Origin of the sequence: Bradyrhizobium cosmicum, from assembly GCF_007290395.2 — a bacterium.
Classification (GTDB): Bacteria; Pseudomonadota; Alphaproteobacteria; order Rhizobiales; family Xanthobacteraceae; genus Bradyrhizobium; species Bradyrhizobium cosmicum.
The window spans coordinates 5213089-5236089 of the sequence record NZ_CP041656.2; the positions used below are offsets into that span (position 1 = coordinate 5213089).

The 23001-nt window shown below is 65.1% G+C and carries 19 protein-coding genes; 6 read left to right on the forward strand and 13 right to left on the reverse strand.

What is annotated here, in order from left to right; genetic code table 11:
* Positions 1–14: 14 nt before the first annotated feature.
* The 10 genes from FNV92_RS25115 to hpaR all read right to left on the reverse strand — a co-directional run bounded on the left by FNV92_RS25115 (position 15) and on the right by hpaR (position 13619).
* The gene (locus tag FNV92_RS25115; protein WP_143844119.1) at positions 15–3284 is read right to left on the reverse strand and encodes a transglutaminase family protein; all 3270 of its coding nucleotides are present in this window, start codon (positions 3282–3284) and stop codon (positions 15–17) included.
* A gap of 253 nt (positions 3285–3537) precedes the next feature.
* The gene (locus tag FNV92_RS25120; protein WP_168213572.1) at positions 3538–4842 is read right to left on the reverse strand and encodes a methyl-accepting chemotaxis protein; all 1305 of its coding nucleotides are present in this window, start codon (positions 4840–4842) and stop codon (positions 3538–3540) included.
* The gene (locus FNV92_RS25125) at positions 4820–5341 is read right to left on the reverse strand and encodes a PAS domain-containing protein (protein ID WP_015687503.1); all 522 of its coding nucleotides are present in this window, start codon (positions 5339–5341) and stop codon (positions 4820–4822) included. Before FNV92_RS25125 ends, FNV92_RS25120 begins: the two co-directional genes overlap by 23 nt.
* A 185-nt stretch (positions 5342–5526) precedes the next feature.
* Positions 5527–7050 (reverse strand): UxaA family hydrolase, encoded by a 1524-nt coding sequence (locus tag FNV92_RS25130; protein WP_143844117.1) that lies wholly within the window; start codon positions 7048–7050, stop codon positions 5527–5529.
* Positions 7051–7217: 167 nt separating this feature from the next.
* Entirely contained in the window at positions 7218–7994 is a 777-nt protein-coding gene (locus FNV92_RS25135) for an HpcH/HpaI aldolase family protein (protein ID WP_143844116.1), read from the reverse strand.
* A 228-nt stretch (positions 7995–8222) separates the two neighbouring features.
* Complete coding sequence (locus tag FNV92_RS25140; protein WP_143844115.1) at positions 8223–8951, reverse strand: ABC transporter ATP-binding protein; 729 nt, start codon at positions 8949–8951, stop codon at positions 8223–8225.
* Complete coding sequence (locus tag FNV92_RS25145) at positions 8951–10729, reverse strand: branched-chain amino acid ABC transporter ATP-binding protein/permease (RefSeq protein WP_143844114.1); 1779 nt, start codon at positions 10727–10729, stop codon at positions 8951–8953. The genes FNV92_RS25140 and FNV92_RS25145 overlap by 1 nt, the downstream gene beginning before the upstream one ends.
* Complete coding sequence (locus tag FNV92_RS25150) at positions 10726–11598, reverse strand: branched-chain amino acid ABC transporter permease (protein WP_143844113.1); 873 nt, start codon at positions 11596–11598, stop codon at positions 10726–10728. Before FNV92_RS25150 ends, FNV92_RS25145 begins: the two co-directional genes overlap by 4 nt.
* Before the next feature lie 83 nt (positions 11599–11681).
* Positions 11682–12827 carry an ABC transporter substrate-binding protein gene (locus FNV92_RS25155; RefSeq protein ID WP_143844112.1) on the reverse strand — a complete coding sequence of 382 codons (1146 nt, stop codon included), beginning with the start codon at positions 12825–12827 and terminating at the stop codon, positions 11682–11684.
* Between the two features lie 273 nt (positions 12828–13100).
* Positions 13101–13619, reverse strand: coding sequence for a homoprotocatechuate degradation operon regulator HpaR (gene hpaR / locus FNV92_RS25160; protein ID WP_143844111.1), 519 nt, complete (start codon positions 13617–13619; stop codon positions 13101–13103).
* A gap of 124 nt (positions 13620–13743) precedes the next feature.
* On the opposite strand from hpaR, the gene hpaH reads away from it, so the two are divergent.
* From hpaH to FNV92_RS25190, 6 genes are all read left to right on the forward strand, one after another.
* Positions 13744–14550 (forward strand): 2-oxo-hept-4-ene-1,7-dioate hydratase, encoded by an 807-nt coding sequence (gene hpaH, locus FNV92_RS25165; protein ID WP_143844110.1) that lies wholly within the window; start codon positions 13744–13746, stop codon positions 14548–14550.
* Positions 14551–14580: 30 nt separating this feature from the next.
* Positions 14581–14979: a 5-carboxymethyl-2-hydroxymuconate Delta-isomerase gene (locus FNV92_RS25170; protein WP_143844109.1), complete on the forward strand. Its 399-nt coding sequence runs from the start codon at positions 14581–14583 to the stop codon at positions 14977–14979.
* A complete protein-coding gene (hpaE, locus tag FNV92_RS25175; RefSeq protein WP_143844108.1) occupies positions 14972–16510 on the forward strand; it encodes a 5-carboxymethyl-2-hydroxymuconate semialdehyde dehydrogenase in 1539 nt (512 codons plus the stop codon). The genes FNV92_RS25170 and hpaE overlap by 8 nt, the downstream gene beginning before the upstream one ends.
* A 27-nt stretch (positions 16511–16537) precedes the next feature.
* Positions 16538–17521, forward strand: a complete 984-nt coding sequence (gene hpaD / locus FNV92_RS25180; protein WP_143844107.1) for a 3,4-dihydroxyphenylacetate 2,3-dioxygenase — start codon at positions 16538–16540, stop codon at positions 17519–17521.
* A gap of 191 nt (positions 17522–17712) precedes the next feature.
* Positions 17713–18582, forward strand: a complete 870-nt coding sequence (locus FNV92_RS25185; RefSeq protein ID WP_143844106.1) for a fumarylacetoacetate hydrolase family protein — start codon at positions 17713–17715, stop codon at positions 18580–18582.
* 25 nt (positions 18583–18607) lie between these two features.
* Positions 18608–20236: a thiamine pyrophosphate-dependent enzyme gene (locus tag FNV92_RS25190; protein WP_143844105.1), complete on the forward strand. Its 1629-nt coding sequence runs from the start codon at positions 18608–18610 to the stop codon at positions 20234–20236.
* Here the strand turns inward: FNV92_RS25190 and FNV92_RS25195 are convergent.
* From FNV92_RS25195 to FNV92_RS25205, 3 genes are read right to left on the reverse strand one after another with little or no spacing between them, the layout of a single operon-like run.
* Entirely contained in the window at positions 20214–21455 is a 1242-nt protein-coding gene (locus FNV92_RS25195) for an MFS transporter (RefSeq protein WP_143844104.1), read from the reverse strand. The two genes, FNV92_RS25190 and FNV92_RS25195, sit on opposite strands and share 23 nt — an antisense overlap.
* Before the next feature lie 54 nt (positions 21456–21509).
* The gene (alkB, locus tag FNV92_RS25200) at positions 21510–22163 is read right to left on the reverse strand and encodes a DNA oxidative demethylase AlkB (RefSeq protein ID WP_143844103.1); all 654 of its coding nucleotides are present in this window, start codon (positions 22161–22163) and stop codon (positions 21510–21512) included.
* 9 nt (positions 22164–22172) lie between these two features.
* Positions 22173–22922, reverse strand: a complete 750-nt coding sequence (locus FNV92_RS25205; RefSeq protein WP_143844102.1) for a 2OG-Fe(II) oxygenase — start codon at positions 22920–22922, stop codon at positions 22173–22175.
* Positions 22923–23001: the final 79 nt, after the last annotated feature.

Sequence of the window (23001 nt, forward strand, 5' to 3'; positions counted from 1 at the left end):
CCCCGCCCTCATACTCATTGCAGGAGCGGGGTCCGCAAGTCGAGGGTCAGCGGAAACTCATTTGTGCGTTCCTCGGGCGGCGGCTGCATCGGGCCCGGCGTATGGCCGTGGTCCTGGAAGCGCGCCAGCCGCCGCGCCTCGGCCTCGTAGGTGTTGACCGGCTTCGTGTCGTAGCTGCGCCCGCCGGGATGGGCGACGTGATAGACGCAGCCGCCGAGCGAGCGGCCGTTCCAGGTGTCGATCAGGTCAAACGTCAGGGGCGCGTGAACGGGAATGGTCGGGTGCAGGCCGGAGGCCGGCTGCCAGGCCTTGAAGCGGACACCGGCCACGGCTTCCCCGGAGCGGCCGGTCGAGGTCATCGGCAGCCGGCGACCGTTGCAGGTGACGATGTGGCGCCCCTCGACGAAGCCCTCCGCCTTGACCTGGAGCCGTTCCACCGAGCTGTCGACATAGCGCACCGTTCCTCCGGCCGAACCCTCCTCGCCCAGCACATGCCAGGGCTCCAGCGCCTGCCGCAGCTCCAGCGTGACGCCGCCATGATGGATACGGCCGAAGGCGGGGAAGCGGAATTCGAGCTGGGCCAGATACCATTCCGCCTCGAACGGATAGCCGGATTGCTTCAGCTCGGACAACACGTCCTGAAAATCTTCCCAGATGAAATGCGGCAGCATGTAGCGGTCATGCAGCGCCGTGCCCCAGCGCACGAACTTGCCGGATTGCGGCTCGCGCCAGAATTTTGCGATCAGCGCGCGGATCAGCAGCTGCTGCGCCAGCGACATGCGCGGATCGGGCGGCATCTCGAGCGCACGGAATTCGACGAGGCCGAGCCGCCCCGTGGTCCCGTCCGGCGAATACAGCTTGTCGATGCAGATCTCGGCGCGATGGGTGTTGCCGGTGATGTCGACGAGCAGGTGCCGGAACAGGCGATCCACCAGCCAGAGCGGGGTCTGGTAGCCCGGCGGCGGCACGTGGGAGAGCGCGATCTCGAGCTCGTAGATGCTGTCGTGGCGGGCTTCGTCGATGCGCGGCGCCTGGCTGGTCGGGCCGATAAACAGGCCGGAGAAGAAGTACGACAGCGACGGATGCCGCTGCCAGTACAGCACCAGGCTCTTGAGCAGATCGGGACGGCGCAGGAACGGCGAGTCCTCCGGGCTGGAGCCGCCGATCACGACATGATTGCCGCCGCCGGTGCCGGTGTGGCGGCCGTCGACCAGGAAGCGGTTGGCACCGAGTCGCACCTTGCCCGCGTCCTCATAGAGACCGGTGGTGATGTCGACCGCGTCGCGCCAGTTCTTCGCCGGCTGGATGTTGATCTCGACGACGCCGGGATCGGGCGTCACCTTGATCACCTCGATGCGCGGGTCGAACGGCGGCGGGTAGCCCTCGACATGGACCTGGAGCTGCATTTCCTCGGCGGTGGCTTCGAGCGCCGCGACCAGCTCGAGATAGTCCTCGATGCGCTCGACCGGCGGCATGAAGGCGCAGAGCACGCCGTCGCGGACTTCCACCGACATCGCGGTGCGGACCGGGACGGAGGTGTTGAGTTGCTCCGGCGGGGCCCGCGGCGGCGCTTCCGGGCGCGCTTCGAGGGTGAACACCGGCAACTTGCCGCGCGGCTCCATCGGGTCGCGCTCGACGATGTAGGGATATTGGTTGGGCTGAACGTAGCCGAGCGACCCGATCGGCAGGCGCAGGCCCAGCGGGGAATCGCCCGGCATCAGGAACAGATGATTGCGCCGCAATTGCCAGCGCTCGCTGCGCCAGCGCGGCGGCGCGTTCCAGCGCTGCACCGGCAGCACGAAGCCGCGCGGCGTGTTGAGGCCCTGCTCGAACACGCGCGCCATGCGCGCGCGATCCTCCGGATTGGCCAATTTGGAGTCGGACGGATCGACGTTGACGGGAAGCTCGGCTTCCTTCTGCAGCCAGAGCGCGGTGTCCTCATAGGCCGGCATGATGTAGCCGGGATCGAGCCCGAGCCGCAGCGCCGCGCCCTCGATGAAGGCTTCAGCGTCCTTCACCTCGGCGCGGCGCGGATTTTCGATTTTCGCGATGAGGTCGGCGTTCTTCCAGATCGGCACGCCGTCCTTGCGCCAGTAGAGGCCGAAGGCCCAGCGCGGCAGGCTCTCGCCCGGATACCATTTTCCCTGGCCGTAATGCAGAAGGCCGCCCGGCGCGAAGCGCGTGCGCAGGCGGCGGATCAGATCGTCGCCGAGCGCGCGCTTGGTCGGGCCGACCGCCTCGGTATTCCACTCCGCCGCTTCGAGATCGTCGACCGAGACGAAGGTCGGCTCGCCGCCCATCGTCAGCCGCACGTCATCGGCGGCGAGATCGCCGTCGACCTGCTCGCCGAGATCGTTGAGCCGGGCCCAGGCTTCGTCGGAGAACGGTTTGGTGATGCGCGGCGCCTCGCGGATGCGCTTGACGCTCATGTCGAAGGCGAATTCGACCTCCGCAAAGCCCGCGCCGCCGGAGATCGGCGCCGCCGAGCGATAATGCGGCGTGGCGGCAACCGGAATGTGCCCCTCGCCTGCGAGCATGCCTGAGGTCGCGTCGAACCCGATCCAGCCCGCGCCCGGCAGATAGACCTCGGCCCACGCGTGCAGGTCGGTGAAGTCGTTCTCCACCTCCGGCGGTCCCTCGATCGGATCGATGTCGGGACGGATCTGGATCAGATAGCCGGAGACGAAACGCGCGGCGAGACCGAGATGACGGAAGGTCTGGATCAGGAGCCAGGCGGAGTCGCGGCACGATCCGGCGCAGGAGGTGAGCGTCTCCTCCGGCGTCTGCACACCCGCCTCCATCCGGATGATGTAGCGGATCTTCTTCTGCAGCTCCCTGTTCAGGTCGACCAGGAAGTTGACCGTGTTCGGGGCTTCGTGCGGGATCGTGTCGAGATATTTCGCGAACAGGCGATCGGGCTTGATGGTCTCCAGATACGGAGCCAGCTCCGTCTTCAGGTCCTTCGGATACTCGAACGGAAAGCTGTCGGCGTAGGGCTCGACGAAAAAGTCGAACGGATTGACCACGGTCATCTGCGCCGTGAAATCGACCTCGAATTTCAACTCGGTCGCTTTCTCCGGAAAGACGTAGCGGGCGAGCCAGTTGCCCTGCGGGTCCTGCTGCCAGTTCACGAAATGGTTGGCTGGAGTGACCTTGAGCGAATAGCTCAGGATCGGCGTGCGCGTGTGCGGCGCCGGCCGCAGCCGGATGGTCTGCGGACCGAGATCGATCGGGCGGTCGTATTTGTAGTGGGTGACGTGGTGTAACGCGACGTAGATCGACACGGGGTGCGATGCTCCAGCAGCTTTTTTGAGCAGAACACCTGAGGTCGGTGCGATCAAGCACTAACAACGGGCAGAGGGTGCCTAGGAAGTACCCCCCGTCGGTCCATGGGGCAATCGCATAAGAGACGAGAGTTCGGCGCTCCACTGCGTCGTGGCCGGGCTCGTCCCGGCCATCCACGACCTTCTTGTGCGGTCCCAAAGAACGTGGATGCCCGGGACAACCCCGGGCATGACGACCTCATGTGAGGCGACCCTACGCCGCCGAGGTCAGCCGCTGCAGGAACTGGTTCACCTCGCGCCGCAGCGTCTCGACCTCGCCATGGACGCGTTCGGAGGCGCTGTTGACGCGGCTGGCGACGCGCCCCGTATCGGCGGCGGCCTCGCTGATGCCGGTGACGTTGGTCGAGACCTGCGACGTGCCGGACGAGGCCTCGTGAACGTTGCGGGCGATCTCGCGGGTCGCCAGGCCCTGCTGCTCGATTGAGGTCGCGATCGCGGCGGTGATGCCGTTGATCTCGGTGATGGTCTGCGCGATCGCCTCGACGGCCGCGACCGAATTGGTGGTCGATTGCTGCATCTCGCCGACCTTGGCGCTGATCTCCTCGGTCGCCTTCGCGGTCTGGTTGGCGAGACTCTTGACCTCGGAGGCCACGACCGCAAAGCCGCGGCCGGCTTCCCCCGCCCGCGCCGCCTCGATGGTGGCGTTGAGGGCGAGCAGGTTGGTCTGCTCGGCGATCTCGCTGATCAGCTTGACGACGTCGCCGATCCGCAGCGCCGCGTCCGCAAGCGAACGGATCTCGCTGCCGGCGCGATTGGCCTCGTTCACCGCGCGCCCCGTGCTCGTGGTCGAGCCGGCCACCTGACGGCCGATATCGGCGATCGAGGATGCGAGTTGCTCGGCCGCGGTCGCGACCGTCGCGACGTTGCGCGAGGCCCGGTCGGAGGCGCTGAGCACGCCGGAGGTCTGCCGGCTGGTCTTCTCGGCCGCCGCCGCCATCTGGCCGGCGTCGGATTCGAGATCGGTCGCGGCGCCCATGAGCGTGCCTGCGACCTGGTCGAGATGCGTGCCGAACTGCTTTGCGAGGTCCGCGATCTCGACGACGCGACGGCCAAGACTGTCGGTACCGGAATTGATGACGACCGCCGAACGACGGAACGAGCCAGGCAGACCGCGCGCGAGGATCTTGCGGAAATACTTGCCGCGGCTGGCATAGTCCATCGACGCGGAGGCCTCGCGCTGGAAGGCGTCGGTGATGTCGAGCATGTCGTTGACCGACTTCTGGATCGCCCCGATCCGCCCGGCCTGCCGGTTGCTGAGAATGCGCGCCTCGAGATCGCCGCGCGCCGCCTTGCGGCAGACGTCAGCGACCTCATCGACGGCCACCGCCGTGCGCTGCTGGCACCAGACGGCGTAGCCGAGCAACGCGACCGTCGTGCCCGCCAATGCCGCGCCGGCGATGCCGGTCACGCCGAGCAACGAAACGGCGAATGCAACGACGGCCAGAACACACGCGAGCGCGGTCGCTCCCTGCGCCTTAGAGAGAGAGCACAAATTCATCGTAACCGACACCCTGTTGCTTGAGCAGTCCGACCATCGCATCGAAGCTGGCATGCATGCCATCCTTGGCATTGGCATGCCGCGCCTCTTCGGCGCACAGCGTCTTGTAGATCGGCTTGATGCGTTCGATCTGCGCCGGATCCGGCTTGCGGCGATTGGAGTGATAGCCGACGATATTGCCCCGCTCGTCGAAGGTCGGCGTGACGTGGGCGAACACCCAGTAATGGCTGCCGTCCTTCGCCAGATTGACGACGTAGGCGAAGATTTCCTGCTTCGACTGCAGCGTGTCCCACAGCAGCTTGAAGACGCAGCGCGGCATGTCGGGATGGCGGATCATGCTGTGGGGTTCGCCCATCAGCTCCGCGTAGGAATATTTCGCCATGCGAATGAAGACGTCGTTGGCGTAGGTGATCCGGCCCTTTAGATCGGTCTTCGACACGATCAGTTCTTCCTCACCGAGGAAATCCTCTACGCCGGTCGGCCGTATCGTACGCGTCATCGTTGACGTATCCTCACGAAGGGCAGCGCCCTCGAAGGAGTGGCCCGCATCATCATTAGGATTACGACAGGAATTGTTAATCGTAAGTGAGCGCGGGAACCCGTGCGGCTACGAGGCACCCCGTAAATTTACGGAGGCCTCCCGGTGATCCTGCATATTTCCGCAGCGAAGCGCGCTGGGTGCAATTACATCGTCGCGCCCAGCACCCAGGGAGCGAACTCGGCGCCGCCGAAATCGAAGCTCTCGCTCTTGGTCGGCTGGCCGGAGGCGGTCTTCACAATCAACTCGAAGATGCGCTGGCCGCATTGCTCGACCGTCTCCTCGCCTTCGAGGATGGTGCCGCAATTGACGTCCATGTCGTCTTCCATGCGCTTGTACATGGGCGTGTTGGTGGCGAGCTTGATCGACGGCGCCGGCTTGCAGCCGAACACACTACCGCGGCCGGTGGTGAAACAGACGAGATTAGCGCCGCCGGCGACCTGCCCCGTGGCCGCGACGGGATCGTAGCCGGGCGTATCCATGAACACGAAACCGCGCTTGGTCACCGGTTCGGCATAGCGCAGCACGTCGACGAGATTGGTGGTGCCGGCCTTGGCCATTGCGCCGAGCGATTTCTCCAGGATGGTGGTGAGGCCGCCGGCCTTGTTGCCGGGGCTCGGGTTGGCGTTCATCTCGGCGCCTTCGCGCGTCGTGTACTCGTCCCACCAGCGCATGAGATCGACCAGCTTCTCGCCGACCTCGCGGCTGACAGCGCGGCGGGTGAGCAGGTGCTCGGCGCCGTAGGTCTCCGGCGTCTCCGACAGGATCACGGTGCCGCCGTGACGCACGATGAGATCGCTGGCCGCGCCAAGCGCGGGATTGGCCGATACGCCAGAATAGCCGTCCGAGCCGCCGCATTGCAGCGCCACGGTGAGCTCGCTCACCGGCACCGACTCGCGCTTTACCTTGTTGGAGTCAGCGAGGGCCTCGCGCACGAAGGCGATGCCGGCTTCCACCGTCTTGCGGGTGCCGCCGACCTCCTGGATGTCCATCGCGCGCAGACGGCCGGCGAGCTTCTGCTCTTCCATCAGGCCGCCGATCTGGTTCACCTCGCAGCCGAGACCGAGCACGATGACGTGGGAGAAATTGACGTGCCGCGCATAACCGCCGAGCGTGCGGCGAAGCAGTGCGAGCGGCTCGTTCTGCGTCATGCCGCAGCCGGTCTTGTGGGTCAGCGCGACCACACCGTCGACATTGGGGAATTCGGCCAGCGGATTGTCGCCGGTGAAGGGATTCTTCTTGAAGACGTCGGCGACGAGGCTCGCGACATGCGCGCTGCAGTTCACCGAGGTGAGGATACCGATATAGTTGCGCGTGGCCACACGGCCGTCCGGGCGGCGAATGCCCTCGAAGGTCGCCGGCAGGTCGAAGTTCGGCGTCGGCTTGACGTCGACGCAATAGGCGTAGTCCTTGGCGAAGTCGCCCATGCCGCAGTTCTGCACGTGCACGTGCTGGCCTGGTGCGATCGGAATGGTCGCGAAGCCGATGATCTGGCCGTAGCGCTTGATGGGTTCGCCCACCGCGATCGGCTTGATCGCAACCTTGTGGCCGGAGGGAATGCGCTCGACCGTCGTCACGCCGTCAGCCACCAACGTGCCCGGCGGCAGGCTCGCGCGCGCAATCAGCACGCCATCATCGGGATGCAGGCGAATGACGGGGCTGATGGTCATGGGAGGTCTCCTTGGGTCTTCAAGTATCGCGCCCCGGACGCAGCGCAGCGCAAAACGATGCGCTGCTGAGCCGGGGCCCAGTTATCACGTCATGTACTTCGCAAGCCTCCGGTTCCCGGCTCTACGAAGCGGCGCTACACGCCGCATCGCGTCCGGGACACGAGACCTTACGCCTTGCCGCCGGAATCCTTGCGGGTCGCGTTGACCTGCATCTTGGCGTAGGTCGCCATCAGGCCGACTTCGTTCGAGAGCGTGACCAGCTTGAAGCCCATGTTGATAGCGCGCGCAGCACCTTCGGCGCCGCTGCAATGGATGCCCGGGTTGAGGCCGCGCTTGCCGCATTCCTTGATGATCTTGTCGTAGATCGCGAGGATCTCGGGCTCGGTGCGGTCGAGCTTCGGCTCGAGGCCGTAGGAGAAGCCGAGGTCGGACGGCCCGATATAGACGCCGTCTATGCCGTCGACGTCGAGGATCGCTTCCATGTTCTCGACCGCGGTCCGGGTCTCCATCATCGGCAGCAGCACGATATCGTCGTTCGCCGTCTTCTGGTAGGAGCCCGCGGTGCCGTACATGCCGGCGCGGATCGGGCCGTTGGAGCGCACGCCTTTCGGCGGATATTTGGAATAGGAGACGAGGTTCCTGGCCTCCTGCGGCGTGTTGACCATCGGGCAGATCACGCCATAGGCGCCGCCGTCGAGCACCTTGCCGATGATGCCGGGCTCGTTCCAGGGCACGCGGACCATCGGCGTGACCGGATGCTTGTCCATCGCCTGGAAGCACTGCACCATCGACAGATAGTCCTGCACGCCGTGCTGCATGTCGACGGTGACGCTGTCGAAGCCGCATTGCGCGACCATCTCGGCCGAGAAGCCGGAGGGAATCGCCAGCCATGCGTTGACCACGGCCTTGCCCGACTTCCAGATTTCCTTGACCTTGTTCGCCACGTTGCCTTCCTTCTTTGTTGTTGGGGTCTTCGGCACCACGCCGAACGCCGCGACAGCACAACCCTGTTGTTAGCGCCAACCTGACCGCCGCGCTACGCTCGCAATGACGCAAGACCTATGCGCTCGCCCACTGGGTGCTGACCTCGAGGGCGGCGACAGTATCGCCGCCCGGGTTCATCCGGCAAGGGGATGCCAACCCGGATTGTGGCCCCGGACGGCCCCCTCCGGTTACGCACTCACCTTGGCATGGCCGCCGAGATAGGCGGCGCGGATGGCTTCGTTGCCCCAGAGCTCGTCGGGCTTGCCACCGAGCACGATGCGGCCGGTCTCCAGCACATAGCCGTAATCGGCGACCGAAAGGCCCATGCGTGCATTCTGCTCAACCAGCAGGACCGTCGTGTTGCGCCGGATCTCGGAGATGATCTTGAACACGGCCTGGACGATGACAGGCGCAAGGCCGAGCGACGGCTCGTCCAATAGCAGCAGCCGCGGCTTGGCCATCAGCCCGCGCGCCACGGCCACCATCTGCAGCTGGCCGCCGGACAAGGTCCAGCCGAGCGCATTGGTGAATTTGCGAATGTCGGGGAACAAATCGAACATCGCATCGGCCTCGCGCGAAATCTCCGAGGTCGAGGCCCGGCGATTGGACGCGCCGAGCATGATGTTCTCTTTCACCGTCAGCCCCGGAAAGACGCGGCGGCCTTCGGGCACGTGGCTGATGCCCATGCGGACGATCGCTTCCGGGCCGAGGCCCGCGATCGACTTGCCGTCGAACAGGATCTCGCCAGAGGTCGGCTTGGCAAGACCGGAGATCGCGCGCAGCGTCGTCGACTTGCCGGCACCGTTGGCACCGAGCAGCGTCACCACCTGCCCCTCTTCGACGGCGCAGGTGACGCCGCGCAAGGCTTCGATCTCGCCGTAGCGCACCACCAGGTTGCGGATTTCGAGCAACGGCATCATTCGCTCCCGAGATAGGCGGAGACGACGTCGGGGTGACGCAGCACGGCCATGGATTCGCCGTCCGCGATACGGCGTCCGAAGTTGAGCACGGTGATGTGCTGGGCGGCTTCCGAGACCAGCGTCATGTCGTGATCGATGATCAGGATGGTCAGGCCCTGCGCCGCGATGCGCTTGAGCAGCTCGTGCAATTCGAGCTTCTCGGTCGAGTTCAGGCCGGCCGCAGGCTCGTCGAGCAGCAGCAGCGTCGGGTTCGAGGCGAGCGCACGCGCGATCTCGATCAGGCGCTGATGGCCGTAGGAGAAGCTCGAGATCAGCTCGTTGGCGCGGCTGCCGAGGCCGACGAAGGTCAACGCCTCCATCGCTCGCTCGGTCAGGGCGTCGTCGCCCTTCCCGACCATGGTGTTGCCGGGCCGCTCCGCGCCGATCTCGACGTTCTCCAGCGCCGTCATCGAACGGAACAGGCGGATGTTCTGGAAGGTGCGCCCAAGGCCCGAGGCCGTGCGCTGATGCGGCGGCATGTTGGTGATGTCGGTGCCGTCGAGCACGATCTTGCCTGACGTTGCCTGATAGAGGCCCGAGAGCACGTTGAGCGTCGTGGTCTTGCCCGAGCCGTTCGGCCCGATCAGCGCATGCACGCCGCCGCGCTTCACCGCGATGTCGACACCGTCGACCGCCTTGAGGCCGCCGAAGTGCTTGGACAGGCCGGTGACCTCCAGCACAATGTCGCCGCCGATCGTCGCCGGCTTCAGATGCAAGGCGCCCGCCACCGGAGGCGCCGCGCTCTTGGCGCGCCAGCGTGCATACGCGTCCGCGACGAAGCCCCAGATGCCGTCGGGCATGAAGCGGATGATCAGGATAACGAACAGGCCGTAGATCGCGAGGTAGAGGCCCGGCACGCTCTTGAGGAAACGCAGCCATTCCGGGATCAGGATCAAGAGGCCCGTACCGATCGCCGAGCCGATCGGCGAGGCCACGCCGCCGAGCAGCGACATGGTCAGGAACACGATCGATTCCGCGAAGGAGAATTGATCGGGGCTGACATAGGCGAATCCGCCCGCGAACAATCCGCCCGCGAGACCGCCGAGCAACGCGCAGAGCGCGAAGGCATAGATCTTGGTGCGGAAGACGTCGATGCCGTTGACGCCGGCCGCAAGCTCGTTGTCGCGCACCGCACGCATGGCGCGGCCGAGCTTGGTATCGGAGAGATGCCAGACCAGATAACCGACGATCGCCAGCATCGCCACGCAGAAGGCGAGATAGCTCTGCGACGACTGGAACAGGTCGGGCCGCTTGATATTGGAGACGCCGTCGGGGCCGTGCGTCAACCAGATCGCGTTGATCATCACCAGCGTGACGATCTGCTGGAACGAGATCGTCACCATCGCAAGGTAATGGCCGCCGAGCCGCAAGGTCGACATGCCCAGGAACGCGCCCGCCAGCAGCGAGATCACGCAGCCGCCGATCAGGCACAGCCAGAAGCTGACATGCCAATCGTTCGTCCCGATGCCGACCGCATAGGCGCCGAGCCCGAAGAACGCGGCCTGCGCCAGATTGATCTGGCCGCACAGGCCGAGCACGACCGAGAGCCCGAACACGGCGATCGAGAACGTGGTGGCCTGCAGCAGGATGTTGTGGACGTATCCGTCGAAGCGCATGTTGGCCGCGAGCGCGACCAGGATCGCCGCGCCGATGAAGTACGGCAGGTGCCGGACCACGAGCGGCTTCGAACGGATGGCGGGTGCCGGAATCGGCATGTTGTCGCTGGGTGCGCTCATGCCTTTTCCGCCACGCGTTCGCCGAAGATGCCTTGCGGCCGGAAGATCAGAAAGGCGACCAGAACGAGGAAGGCGAAGCCGTCCTTGTAGGGCACCGAGATATAGGCCGCGCCAAAGGTCTCGATCACGCCGAGGGCAAGACCGCCGATGATGGCGCCGGCGACATCGCCGAAGCCGCCGATGATGGTGGCTGCGAAGGCCTTGAGCGCGATGGTCGAGCCCATCTGGATCGAGACGAACAGCACGGGCGCAACGAGAATGCCGGCGAGACCGCCGAGCACCGCCGAATAGATGAAGGTGATCATGATCATCGTCGAGACGGAGATGCCGAGCAGCGAAGCCATCTCCTTGTCCTGCGAGGTCGCCTGCAGCTTCTTGCCGAGCAAGGTCTTCTCGAAGAACCAGAAATTGAAGATCACGAGGCAGATGGTGACGCCGATGATCAGCAGATACTGGCTGTCGAGATAGACCGGGCCGACCTGAATGCCGGGTGTCTCGAACCAGCCTTCCAGCACCTGCGGCTGCGGGCCGTAGATCGCGAGCACGGAATTGGCGAGCAGGATCGAGGCGCCGATGGTGGCGATGATCACGGGCAGATAGGTGCGGTGGCGCAACGGATAGTAGACGCCGAGATTGAAGATGACGCCAAGCAGCGCCATGCCGAGCAGCGCGACGATGAAGGCCACCCAATAGGGCAGACCAGCTTCGATCGCGACCACCATCAGATAGGCCGCGACCATGGAGAATTCGCCCTGGGCGAAATTCACCACGTTGGTGGCACGGAAGATCAGCACGAAGCCGAGCGCGACGAGCGCGTAGACGGCGCCGATGCCGATGCCGGTAAAAAGGAGCTGTAACGCGAGATCCATGACAAGCTTCTGTTGGAGGTCAAATAGGTTCGACAAAAGACGTCACGACCTCCCCGACCGGCATCGGAGAGGTCGTTTCAACGTCAGTCGTTGAACTCGATGTGCTTGTCGAAGACGATTTTGCCCTTCTCGTTCTTCACGATGTTGTAGCCGTGGAGACCGTCGCCGTTCTGGTCGAAATTGTATTCGCCCTCGGCACCCGGGAACTTCTTGATCGCGAGGATGGACTCGCGAATCTTGCCGGGATCGGTGGAGCCGGCCTTGTTGATCGCCGCTGCCAGCACGGTCACGGCGTCATAGGTCCATGAGCTCTGGTTGTCGGGCGCGACCTTGACCGCATCGCGGTAGAGCTTGCCAAACGCCTTCGAGCCTTCGCTGGAGTCCTCGGCGTAATCGGCCACACCGTAGGTGTTGTACAGCGCCGGTCCCGCCAGCTTCAGCGCGGTGATGTTGACGATCGAGGGCGAGCCGACCCAGGGAATGTTCACGCCGAGCTGGCGCAACTGGCGGGCAAAGATGCCGAGATCGTTCTCGAAGGTGAAGTAGGAGCCGAGGATATCCGCGCCCGACTGCTTGATGGCGAGCACGACCGGTGTGAAGTCCTGGCTCTGGTTGGCGTAGCCCTGGTCGAGCACCGGCGGAGCGCCGAGCTTTTCGAGCGCGCCGGTCAACGCCTTGCCGCCCGCGGTACCGAACGCATCGGTCGAGTGCAACACCGCCCATTTCTTCTTGCCCAGCGTGCTGACGCCGTATTCCGCGATGACGCGGCCGGAATAGCTGTCATTGGGCCGGAAGCGGAACAGCCATTGATTGCCCATATGCGTCAGGTTCGGATCGGTACCGCCGATCATCACCGGCTTGCCGAGCTTGATGACGTCGGGAGCCATCGCGTGCACCTGGGTCGACCGAATCGAACCAAGGAACCCGACGATGTCGGACTGCGCCGCGAGCTTGGAGAACGCGAGCACGATGCCGGGATTGGTGGTCTGGTCGTCCTCGACGATCAACTCGCCCTGCTTGCCCAGGATGCCGCCCGCCTTGTTGACGGCTTCGAGCGCGAGTTTGGCGCCCTTGATGGCGTAACCGCCGGACTCGGCGGCGGGACCCGTGACCGGCGCACACATGCCGATCTTGATGGTGGCGCCTTGCGCGTTCGCGCTCTTGATGAGGTAGGGCGCGGCAATGCCGGCAGCAATTCCGGCCGCGAAGTCGCGTCTCGTCAGTCTCATTCATTCCTCCCTGGAGCCGGGCATCCTTGTCGGCCCTTCTTTGTCTTGGCTCTATCGCTGAATGCAGAACCGGATGCTAGTTACGAATTCTGCCGATACGAGTAAATTGATATTGCGCCAACATCGACTAAATGCGCAGGGCACGCACCCAATAGTGATTAACACCCGCAACAGCAGTCTATTCTCAGTGCTTTTCGCGGCGATGACGCTGCTCACGCTTTATACAATGACGACAGTCATGCGTCGTGGGAAAGCGATCATGCAAATTTGCCGTTACGCTTCATCCGTGACTTCATCATTCGCGCCGGTGGAAGCGAGGCACAACTCCAGTTGTCCGAGCATCTCCTGCAACTCGGCGAGCTTGCCCGCGCCGAAGCGCTGCGTGATCTCGGCATAGATCGCTTCCGAGGATGGCGCGACCGCGGCCATCAGCCTCACGCCATCCCTGGAGATCGAGACCATGCTGCGGCGCTGGTCAGCCTTCGCGGTCTTGCGCTCGATCAAATTGCGCGCTTCGAGATCGCGCAGGATACGTGACAGGCTCGGCCCGAGGAGAAACGCGGTGCGCGCGAGTTCCGTGACTTCCGCAGCTTCAATGGACGCAAGCGCACGGAGGATGCGCCATTGCTGCTCGGTAAGGCCATGTTCACGCAGCTTGGGGCGGAACTGCCGCATCACGGCCTCGCGCGCCCGCAGCAGCGACATCGGCAGCGACCGCGAGAAGTCGCGCATCGGCACCTGCCGCGCGGACGGCGCATTTGCGTTTGCGGGATCAGCCGGTCTCTTCGCCATAACGCCCTTTCGAAGTCGCCCTTTCAAGCCGCAAACGTTTGCAGTGCAGCAAGCTCAATTTGCGTTTGACGCATTCACTTAACATGTTAAGTATATTTCGGCACCCCGATTTGTAAGATCACAGATGGCGCTTTCCAGCGACGATATCCAAGCTTGCGCGAAGCGTCTGCACCAGGCGGAGGAGACCCGCACGCAGATCCGGCAGCTCTCGCAGGACTTCCCCGGCATCACCATCGCCGATGCCTACGCGATTCAGAAGGCCTGGGTCGACGTCAAGATCGCCGAGGGGCGCGTCGTCAAGGGCCACAAGATCGGCCTGACCTCGAAGGCGATGCAGAGCGCGCTCAATATCAATGAGCCGGATTCCGGCGTGCTGCTCGACGACATGTTCTTCGCCGATGGCGGGACCATTCCGACCGAGCGCTTCATCGCCACGCGCGTCGAGGCCGAGCTCGCCTTCGTCATGAGCAAGCGTCTTGCCGGCCCCGACTGCACGATGTTCGACGTTCTCAACGCCACCGACTTCGTGGTGCCGGCGCTGGAGATCCTGGATACGCGCATCGAGCGTGTCGATCCCGACACCAAAGCGACGCGAAAAATCTACGACACCATCGCCGACAACGCCGCGAATGCCGGCATCGTGCTCGGCGGCCGGCCGATCCGTCCGCTGGACGCCGACCTGCGCTGGATCGGTGCGCTGTGCTTCAGGAACGGCCAGCTCGAGGAAACCGGCCTTGCCGCCGGCGTGCTCAACCATCCCGCGACCGCCGTCGCCTGGCTCACCAACAAGATCGCGCCGCTCGGCCTCGCGCTCGAACCGGGACAGGTCGTGCTCGCCGGCTCCTTCATCCGTCCGATCGAGACCCGCAAGGGCGACACAATTCAGGCCGATTATGGCGCCTACGGTTCGGTCAGCTGCTACTTCGCTTGAGCCGACAAAAACACGGGGAGTGAAACCGCGATGCCGCATTTCACGATCGAATATTCGGCCAATCTCGATGGCCGCCTCGACATAGGGGCGGTCTGCGAGGTCGTGCGCAAGGCGGCGGTCGAAACCGGCATCTTCCCGCTCGGCGGCATCCGCGTGCGCGCGATTCGCTGCGAGCATTATGCGATCGCCGACGCGCGGAATGACTACGGCTTTCTCGACATGGTCCTGCGCATCGGCGAGGGCCGCGACCTCCCCGCGCGCCAGAAGGCCGGCGAGCATGTCTTCCAGACGCTCTCAAGACATCTCGATCCGGTCTTCGCCGCCAGCAAGTTCGCTCTGTCGTTCGACATGCAGATCAACGACAAGGACACCAGCTGGAAGCGCAACAACATCCACGACGCCCTGAAAGTGGAGGCCGCCCATGGATAAGCCCACGCCGAAAGCCGATGTGTTTCAGGCCAACCGCGACCGCGTCGCGCCGCTGCTGAAGAAACTGCAAGCCGACGGCATCGGACACATGATCGACGGCAAGATCGTGCCCTCGATATCGGGTGCGACCTTTGAGACGAAGTCACCGGTCGACGGCGCGGTGCTTGCAAGCGTCGCCCGTGGCAACGCCGAGGACATCGACGCCGCGGCAACGGCGGCAGCGCTCGCCTTCAAGTCCTGGCGCGACATGGGACCGGCGATGCGGAAGAAGCTGCTGCATCGCGTCGCCGACGCCATCGAGGACAATGCCGACGACATTGCGGTGCTCGAATGCATCGACACCGGCCAAGCCTATCGCTTCATGGCCAAGGCCGCGATCCGGGCCGCCGAGAATTTTCGCTTCTTCGCCGACAAATGCGCGGAGGCGCGCGACGGCCTCAACACGCCGAGCGACGAGCACTGGAACATCTCCACCCGCGTGCCGATCGGTCCGGTCGGCGTGATCACGCCGTGGAACACGCCGTTCATGCTCTCGACCTGGAAGATCGCCCCTGCGCTGGCCGCCGGCTGCACCGTCGTGCACAAGCCGGCGGAGTGGTCGCCGGTGACGGCGAGCATTCTCGCCAGACTGGTCAAGGAGGCCGGCGTTCCCGACGGCGTGCTCAATACCGTCCACGGCTTTGGCGAAGAGGCCGGCAAGGCGCTGACCGAGCATCCCGCCATCAAGGCGATCGGTTTCGTCGGCGAGAGCGCGACGGGCTCGGCGATCATGATTCAAGGGGCCCCGACGCTGAAGCGCGTGCATTTTGAACTCGGCGGCAAGAACCCAGTCATCGTGTTCGACGACGCCGATCTCGACCGGGCGCTCGACGCCGTCGTGTTCATGATCTACTCGCTCAACGGCGAGCGCTGCACCTCATCCAGCCGCCTGCTGATCCAGCAGAACATCGCGGACAAGTTCATCGAGAAGCTGACCGCGCGCGTGAAGGCGCTGAAGGTCGGCCACCCGCTCGATCCCGCCACCGAGATCGGGCCGCTGATCCACGAACGGCATCTCGCAAAAGTCTGCTCCTATTTCGACATCGCGCGCCGGGATGGCGCCGTGATCGCCGTCGGCGGCAAGGCCTATGACGGACCCGGCGGCGGACATTATGTCGAGCCGACGCTGGTGACCGGCGCGAGCGGCAAGATGCGGGTGGCGCAGGAGGAAGTGTTTGGCCCCTTCCTCACCGTGCTGCCCTTCCGCGACGAGAAGGATGCGATCGAGATCGCCAACGACATCCGCTATGGCCTCACCGGCTATGTCTGGACCAACGATGTCGGCCGGAGCTTGCGCGTCGCCGACGCGCTCGAGGCCGGCATGATCTGGATCAACTCGGAGAATGTCCGCCACCTCCCGACGCCGTTCGGCGGCATGAAGTCCTCCGGCATCGGCCGCGACGGCGGCGATTACTCGTTCGAATTCTACATGGAAACCAAGCACGTCTCGCTGGCGCGGGGCACGCACAAGATTCAGAAACTGGGGATCTGACGCTCGTCGAGCCGAGGGGAAACGCCAATGCCGATACCGCAACACGTCTTCGAGCCGCCGTTCAACATCATCCGCTGCAGCCACGTCGTGCTGGACGTGACCGATCTGAAGCTCAGCCGCGCGTTCTACGAGACCACCGTCGGCCTGCATGTCGAGGATGCCGACGACAAGATCGTGTACTTGCGCGCCGCCGAGGAGCACCAGCATCACTCGCTGGTGCTGCGCAAGGCGGCGGCGCCCGCCTGCGCCCGGCTCGGTTTCAAGGTCGGCAACGACGGGGACCTCGACAAGGCCGCGGCCTTCCTCTCCGAGAATGGCCTCAGCTACGCCTTCGTCGACCAGCCCTTCCAGGGCCGCACGCTGCAATTCACCGATCCCTTCGGCTTCCAGATCGAGCTCTATGCGTCGATGGACAAGCGGCCGCATCTGCTCCGCCGCTTCGACCTCTACAAAGGCTGCCATCCGCAACGGCTTGACCATTTCAACGTCTTCGCCGCCGAGGTGCAGGACACGGTCGAATTCTACGCGCGGCTCGGCTTCCGCCTCAGCGAATATGCCGAGGAGGACGGACCGAACGGCCGCATCGCCGCGGCCTGGATGCATCGCAAGGGCAACGTCCACGACTTCGCTTTCACCAACGGCAAGGGCCCTCGGCTGCATCACTTCGCCTATTGGACGCCGACGGCGATGAACATCATCCATCTCTGCGACGTGATGGCGTCGTCCGGCTACGTGAAGAACATCGAGCGCGGGCCCGGGCGCCACGGCATCTCCAATGCGTTCTTCCTCTACGTCCGCGATCCTGATGGACACCGGCTGGAGCTCTATACCAGCGATTACTTTACCGGGGATCACGACCACGAGCCGCTGCGCTGGTCGCTGCGCGATCCGCGCCGCCAGACGCTGTGGGGCGCACCGGCACCGCGCTCGTGGTTCGAGCAGGGCTCGCCCTTCACGGGGCAGACGGTGCGCGAACCGAAATTCGTCGCCGACGTGCTGGTGGCGGATTAATGCCGATGACAGGCAAAGCCTCTCTTCGTCGTCCCTGCGAAAGCAGGGACCCATAACCACAGGGAAGAGTTTGGCGAAGGTTGGCCGTTCGGGCTTGTCATCACACGCTATCGATAGATCACGCGGTATGGGTCCCTGCGCCCGTGCGCAATTGCGCACTAGGCAGGGACGACAAGAGAGATAGATCACCAATGAAGCTCCCTCGCCTCGCCACCTATTCCGTCAAGGGTGAAACCCGCTACGGCGCCATGCTGGAGGGTGGCATCGTCGATCTCTCGACGCGCTACGCCAAGGACTATCCGACGTTGCGCGAGGTGATCGCGGCCGGGAAGCTGGTGAGGCTCGCCGAGGAGGCGGCCAGCCTGACGCCGGACCAGGCGCTCGGTGACATCATTTGGCTGCCGCCGGTACCCGCACCGGAAAAGATCATCTGCATCGGCGTCAACTATCCTGATCGTAACGCCGAGTACAAGGACGGTCAGGACGCGCCGAAATATCCGAGCATGTTCATGCGCTCGCCCCGCTCCTTCGTCGGCCATGACACCCCGCTGGTGCGCCCGCGCGCGTCCGCGCAGCTCGACTACGAGGGCGAGATCGTTCTGGTGATCGGCAAGGCCGGCCGGCACATTCCGGAAAGCGCCGCGCTTGACCACATCGCCGCGCTCACGCTCTGCAACGAAGGCTCGGTGCGCGACTGGCTGCGTCATGGCAAGTTCAATGTCACGCAGGGCAAGAACTTCGATTCCAGCGGCAGCCTCGGGCCTTGGCTGGTGCCCTACACGAAGGAATCGCAGATCGCCGATATCCGCCTGACCACACACGTCAATGGTGAGATGCGGCAGGACGACCGTACCAGCCGGCTGATGTTTCCGTTCCGCACCCTCATCAGCTATATTTCGACCTTCGCAACGCTGGTCCCGGGCGACATCATCGTCACGGGCACGCCGACCGGCGCCGGTGCAAGGTTCGATCCGCCGCGCTATTTGAAGCCCGGCGATGTCGTCGAGATCGCGGCCGAGGGCATCGGAAGCTTGCGCAACGGCGTCGTCGACGAAGCCTGATCAATAATTGAAGTGGAATGATGCAATGACCACCCTCACCGGCGGCGAAGCGATCGTAAGCGGCCTTGTCGCCCATGGCGTCGACACCGTGTTCGGCCTGCCCGGCGCGCAGGTCTACGGCCTGTTCGACGCCTTCCACCAGGCCCAGCTCAAGGTGATCGGCGCGCGGCACGAGCAGGCCTGCGGCTACATGGCGTTCGGCTATGCGCGCTCCAGTGGCAGGCCCGGCGTGTTCAGCGTGGTGCCTGGCCCCGGTGTGCTCAACGCCAGCGCAGCGCTGCTCACTGCATTTGGCTGCAACGAGCCGGTGCTGTGCGTCACCGGCCAGGTGCCGACGCAGTTCCTGGGCAAGGGCCGTGGCCATCTCCACGAGATGCCGGACCAGCTCGCGACCCTGCGCACCTATGTGAAATGGGCCGAGCGGATAGAGCATCCCGGATACGCCCCGACGGTGGTCGCACGTGCCTTCCAGGAGATGACCTCCGGCCGTCGCGGCCCCGCCTCCGTCGAGATGCCCTGGGATGTCTTCACCCAGCGCGCGGACACCGCGGCGGCACAGGTGCTGGAGCCGCTGCCCGCGCCGCGGCCTGACCCCGATATGATCAAGCAGGCCGCCAGGTTGATCAAGGACAGCAAGGCGCCGATGATCTTCGTCGGCAGCGGTGCGATCGAGGCCGGCGCGGAGATCCTCGCGCTCGCCGAGATGATCGATGCGCCCGTGGTCGCCTTCCGCAGCGGGCGCGGCATCGTCTCCAATGCGCACGAACTCGGGCTGACCATGGCGGCCGCATACAAGCTGTGGGCGAAGACCGACTTGATGATCGCAATCGGGACCCGCGCGGAGCTGCCGGTATCGGGCTTCCGCTGGCCCTACCAGCCGCCTGACCTGAAGTCGGTTCGCATCGATATCGATCCCGCCGAAATGCGCCGTGTTGTCTGTGACACCGCGATCGTCGCCGATGCCAAGGCTGCGACCGCCGATCTCGCCGCCGCCGTCAGCAAGGCCGGCTACGGCAAGACGGCCGGCCGCCGCGCCGCGATCCGTGAGGCGACCGCAGCCGCGCAGGCAGAGATCCAGCGCATCCAGCCGCAGATGGCGTATCTCAACATTTTGCGCGAGGTGCTGCCGGCGAACGCGATCGTCACAGATGAATTGTCGCAGTTCGGCTTCGCCTCCTGGTACGGCTTCCCGGTCTACCAGCCGCGCACCTTCATTACGTCAGGCTATCAGGGCACGCTTGGCTCGGGCTTCCCGACCGCGCTTGGCGCCAAGGTCGCCAATCCCGACAAGCCGGTGGTGGCGATCACCGGCGACGGCGGCTTCATGTTCGGCGTACAGGAGCTTGCCACCGCCGTGCAGTTCAACATCGGCGTGGTGACGCTGGTGTTCAACAACAACGCCTACGGCAACGTCCGCCGCGACCAGCGCGAACGCTTCGACGGCCGCGTGGTGGCGTCCGACCTCGTCAACCCGGACTTCGTCAAGCTGGCAGAATCCTTCGGTGTCGCGGCGGCCCGCGTCACCGCGCCGGACCAGTTCAAGGCGGCGATGGAGAAGGCGCTGGCCCATGGCGGGCCGTACCTGATCTCGGTCGAGGTCATCAGGGATTCGGAAGTCAGCCCGTGGGCGTTCATTCACCCGCCGAAGCCCTGAGGTGAACGCCACCCTGTAGTCGCGCCGCCGCGATCACCAGCAAGCCGGCGCCTGCGACCGACCAGCAGGCGACCGGCGCCCAATGCAGCAGGGGCGCGTAGTCCGGCATCTTCTGCAAGCCGCCAGCGACCGCCGCCATGCGCGCGAAGGTGCCGAGCGCCAGTGCCGAGAAAACGAGGCCGGTGACCTTGCCTTCCGCACCGGTCGAGCCGATCGCCAGCGCAGCGGAGACCGCACTCATCAGCATGCAGCCCCACGCGGCGCCGGCGAGAAACTGCGCGGCGATCAGCGTGTTGAGGCTACCGGCGAACTCGGCCGCCGCGATCGCGACCGCACCGAACAGCCCGGCCGCGCCCATCACGATCAGGCCACCGCGATGCTTGACGACCACGCTCGCTGGGAACATCGCGATATTGAAACCGATCCAGAACACCGGCATCAGCCATGGCAGCTCGTCGAGCCTCGCAAAGCGCAGATAGGACGGCGCACTGTTCATGGCAAAGTGCAGCTGAAAGCCGAGTGCCAGCGCCACCATCGCGACGATGAAGATGATCGGCACCACGCCCAGCGGCTTTGCCGCTTCGGCCGGCGTCGGCAGCGAGGTATCGCGCGCGACATCGTGCTCGATCCGCGACAGCGCCAGCGCCGTGAGCAGCAGCACGACGCTGGAGATCACGAACGGCAGCCGCGCGTCATGCTCGCGCATCACCACGCCGAGATAGGGCGAGACCGCGCCGGCGACCCCATAGCCGAGCATCGCCAGCGCGGCGAGGAATGGCACCTGCGGCCGGGCACGGTATTTGCCGAGCAGGGTCAGCGGCGGCGCCCGCAAGGCAGACGAAGCGATCGACCAGACCACGATCAGCGCAATGAACCAGACCTGCGCAGCCGCGCCGACGCCGGCTACGAAGGGCATCGCGACGAACGCGCCGCAGGAGATCGCGGCCACGAGCCCGACGAACAGGCCAAGCCTGCCGACATAAGGCGCGAGCCTGTCCGCGGCGATCCCCATCGCCGTGTCGGCGATGGTGAAGATCGCCTGGTCCAGCATCAGGATGAGGATGACGGCGGATGGTGCGATGCCGACTTCGGCCGCGAGCTTCGGCAGATAGATGACGTAGGTGGTCCAGCCCAGCGTGAACGCCAGTTGCAGCACGGCCAGATAAAGGCCGGTGCGATTGGCCGTCGCAGTACCGGCCGAGAGTTGTGTCGTCGCCATGTCGCTGTCTCCCCCGCCGGAACCTTAGACGAGTGAGGGCTGCGAGGAAACGCGTCAGCGCGTCCGGCGGAAGGTCAAATTGATCCGCTTGCGCCCGAGCAGCGGGTGCTCGCCGTCGGCGAGCGGGGCCACGCCGTGATAGGCGAGCCTGCTCGCCCCACCCCAGACCACGACGTCGCCATGGACCAGCCGGAAGCGGCGCGGCTTGTCGCTGCGCGCCATGCCGCCGAACAGGAATGTCGCAGGCAGCCCGAGCGAGACCGAGACGATCGGCGCCGAATAGTCCAGCTCGTCCTTGTCCTGATGCAGCGACAGCCGCGTGCCGGGCTCGTAGCGGTTGACGAGGCAGGCATCGGGCGCGAAGCCGGCAAACTCGCCCTGCTCTGCCGCGTGCCGGGCCAGATCGCGGAGCACCGGCGGCATCGCCGGCCATGGCGCGCCGGTCTTCGGGTCGATCGGGTCGTAGCGATAGCCGGTGTGATCGGTGATCCAGCCGCGCTCGCCGCAATTGGTCATGGCTACCGACATCAGATGGCCGCCGGGCGTGGTCATGCGCCGGAACGGCGACCGCCCGACGATGGCGCGCACGGCTTCGATCAGCTCGCTCTCGATCGGCTTGACGAATCCGCGCAGCAGAACGGCGCCGTCGGCGATCTCCTCGCGCGACGGCTGGGCTTCGGCGACCGTGTCGAACAGATCACCCGTCAATCGCAGCGCTCATTTGGCATCATGAAAAATCACACCCAGGGTGTGGCGCTGGCCGGATCTGATCCGGCTGACGCCATGGCGGAGGTTAACGCGGTAGGAGCCGCGTGTCCCCTGCACCGGGCGATGATGCACAGCGAAGGCGACCGCATCTCCCTGCGCCAGCGGCACCACCTCGGCGCGGGACTGCATGCGCGGGCGTTGCTCGGTCAGCACGAACTCGCCGCCGGTGAAATCGCGGCCCGGCTCGGACAGCAGGATCGCGACCTGGAGCGGGAACACGTGCTCGCCATAGAGGTCCTGATGCAGGCAATTGAAGTCGCCCGCTTCGTATTGCAGCAGCAGCGGCGTCGGCCGTGCCTGGCCCGCGTCGTGGCAGCGCTTGAGGAAGGCAGCATGCGCGGAGGGATAGCGGATGTCGATTCCCATCGCCTCGTTCCAGCGATTGGCGACGCCTTGCAGATGCGCGTAGAGCGCCGGGCGCAGCTCGGCGATCAGGTCGGGCAGCGGGTAGGAGAAATATTTGTACTCGCCGCGGCCAAAGCCGTGGCGGCCCATGACGATGCGGCTGCGGAAGCCTGCGTCGTTGGGGTAGAGGGCGGCGATGGCGCGGCATTGGTCCGGCGTCAGCAGGTTCTTCAGGACGGCGCAGCCCTGGGTCTCGAGCTCGCTCGTGATCTGGGGCCAGTCGAGGGTGTCGACGTGAGCGGCGAGGTCGGCTGCCATGTTGACGGCAGCGGGAGCAAGTTTCGCGATTGCCATAGAAATATCCTCTCCGTCATTCCGGGGCGCGACAAGGTCGCGAGCCCGGAATCCACTGCTCCACCGACCATGACGCACG

What these genes read in the sequence shown, in the direction of transcription:
- hpaH (WP_143844110.1), top strand. Translation starts at nt 13,744, where the DNA reads ATGGCGCTTTCCAGCGACGATATCCAAGCTTGCGCGAAGCGTCTGCAC.
- FNV92_RS25155 (WP_143844112.1), bottom strand. Translation starts at nt 12,827, where the DNA reads ATGAGACTGACGAGACGCGACTTCGCGGCCGGAATTGCTGCCGGCATT.
- FNV92_RS25130 (WP_143844117.1), bottom strand. Translation starts at nt 7,050, where the DNA reads ATGACCATCAGCCCCGTCATTCGCCTGCATCCCGATGATGGCGTGCTG.
- FNV92_RS25125 (WP_015687503.1), bottom strand. Translation starts at nt 5,341, where the DNA reads ATGACGCGTACGATACGGCCGACCGGCGTAGAGGATTTCCTCGGTGAG.
- FNV92_RS25185 (WP_143844106.1), top strand. Translation starts at nt 17,713, where the DNA reads ATGAAGCTCCCTCGCCTCGCCACCTATTCCGTCAAGGGTGAAACCCGC.
- FNV92_RS25190 (WP_143844105.1), top strand. Translation starts at nt 18,608, where the DNA reads ATGACCACCCTCACCGGCGGCGAAGCGATCGTAAGCGGCCTTGTCGCC.
- FNV92_RS25150 (WP_143844113.1), bottom strand. Translation starts at nt 11,598, where the DNA reads ATGGATCTCGCGTTACAGCTCCTTTTTACCGGCATCGGCATCGGCGCC.
- hpaD (WP_143844107.1), top strand. Translation starts at nt 16,538, where the DNA reads ATGCCGATACCGCAACACGTCTTCGAGCCGCCGTTCAACATCATCCGC.
- FNV92_RS25170 (WP_143844109.1), top strand. Translation starts at nt 14,581, where the DNA reads ATGCCGCATTTCACGATCGAATATTCGGCCAATCTCGATGGCCGCCTC.
- hpaR (WP_143844111.1), bottom strand. Translation starts at nt 13,619, where the DNA reads ATGGCGAAGAGACCGGCTGATCCCGCAAACGCAAATGCGCCGTCCGCG.
- FNV92_RS25195 (WP_143844104.1), bottom strand. Translation starts at nt 21,455, where the DNA reads ATGGCGACGACACAACTCTCGGCCGGTACTGCGACGGCCAATCGCACC.
- FNV92_RS25120 (WP_168213572.1), bottom strand. Translation starts at nt 4,842, where the DNA reads ATGAATTTGTGCTCTCTCTCTAAGGCGCAGGGAGCGACCGCGCTCGCG.
- FNV92_RS25205 (WP_143844102.1), bottom strand. Translation starts at nt 22,922, where the DNA reads ATGGCAATCGCGAAACTTGCTCCCGCTGCCGTCAACATGGCAGCCGAC.
- hpaE (WP_143844108.1), top strand. Translation starts at nt 14,972, where the DNA reads ATGGATAAGCCCACGCCGAAAGCCGATGTGTTTCAGGCCAACCGCGAC.
- FNV92_RS25145 (WP_143844114.1), bottom strand. Translation starts at nt 10,729, where the DNA reads ATGAGCGCACCCAGCGACAACATGCCGATTCCGGCACCCGCCATCCGT.
- FNV92_RS25140 (WP_143844115.1), bottom strand. Translation starts at nt 8,951, where the DNA reads ATGCCGTTGCTCGAAATCCGCAACCTGGTGGTGCGCTACGGCGAGATC.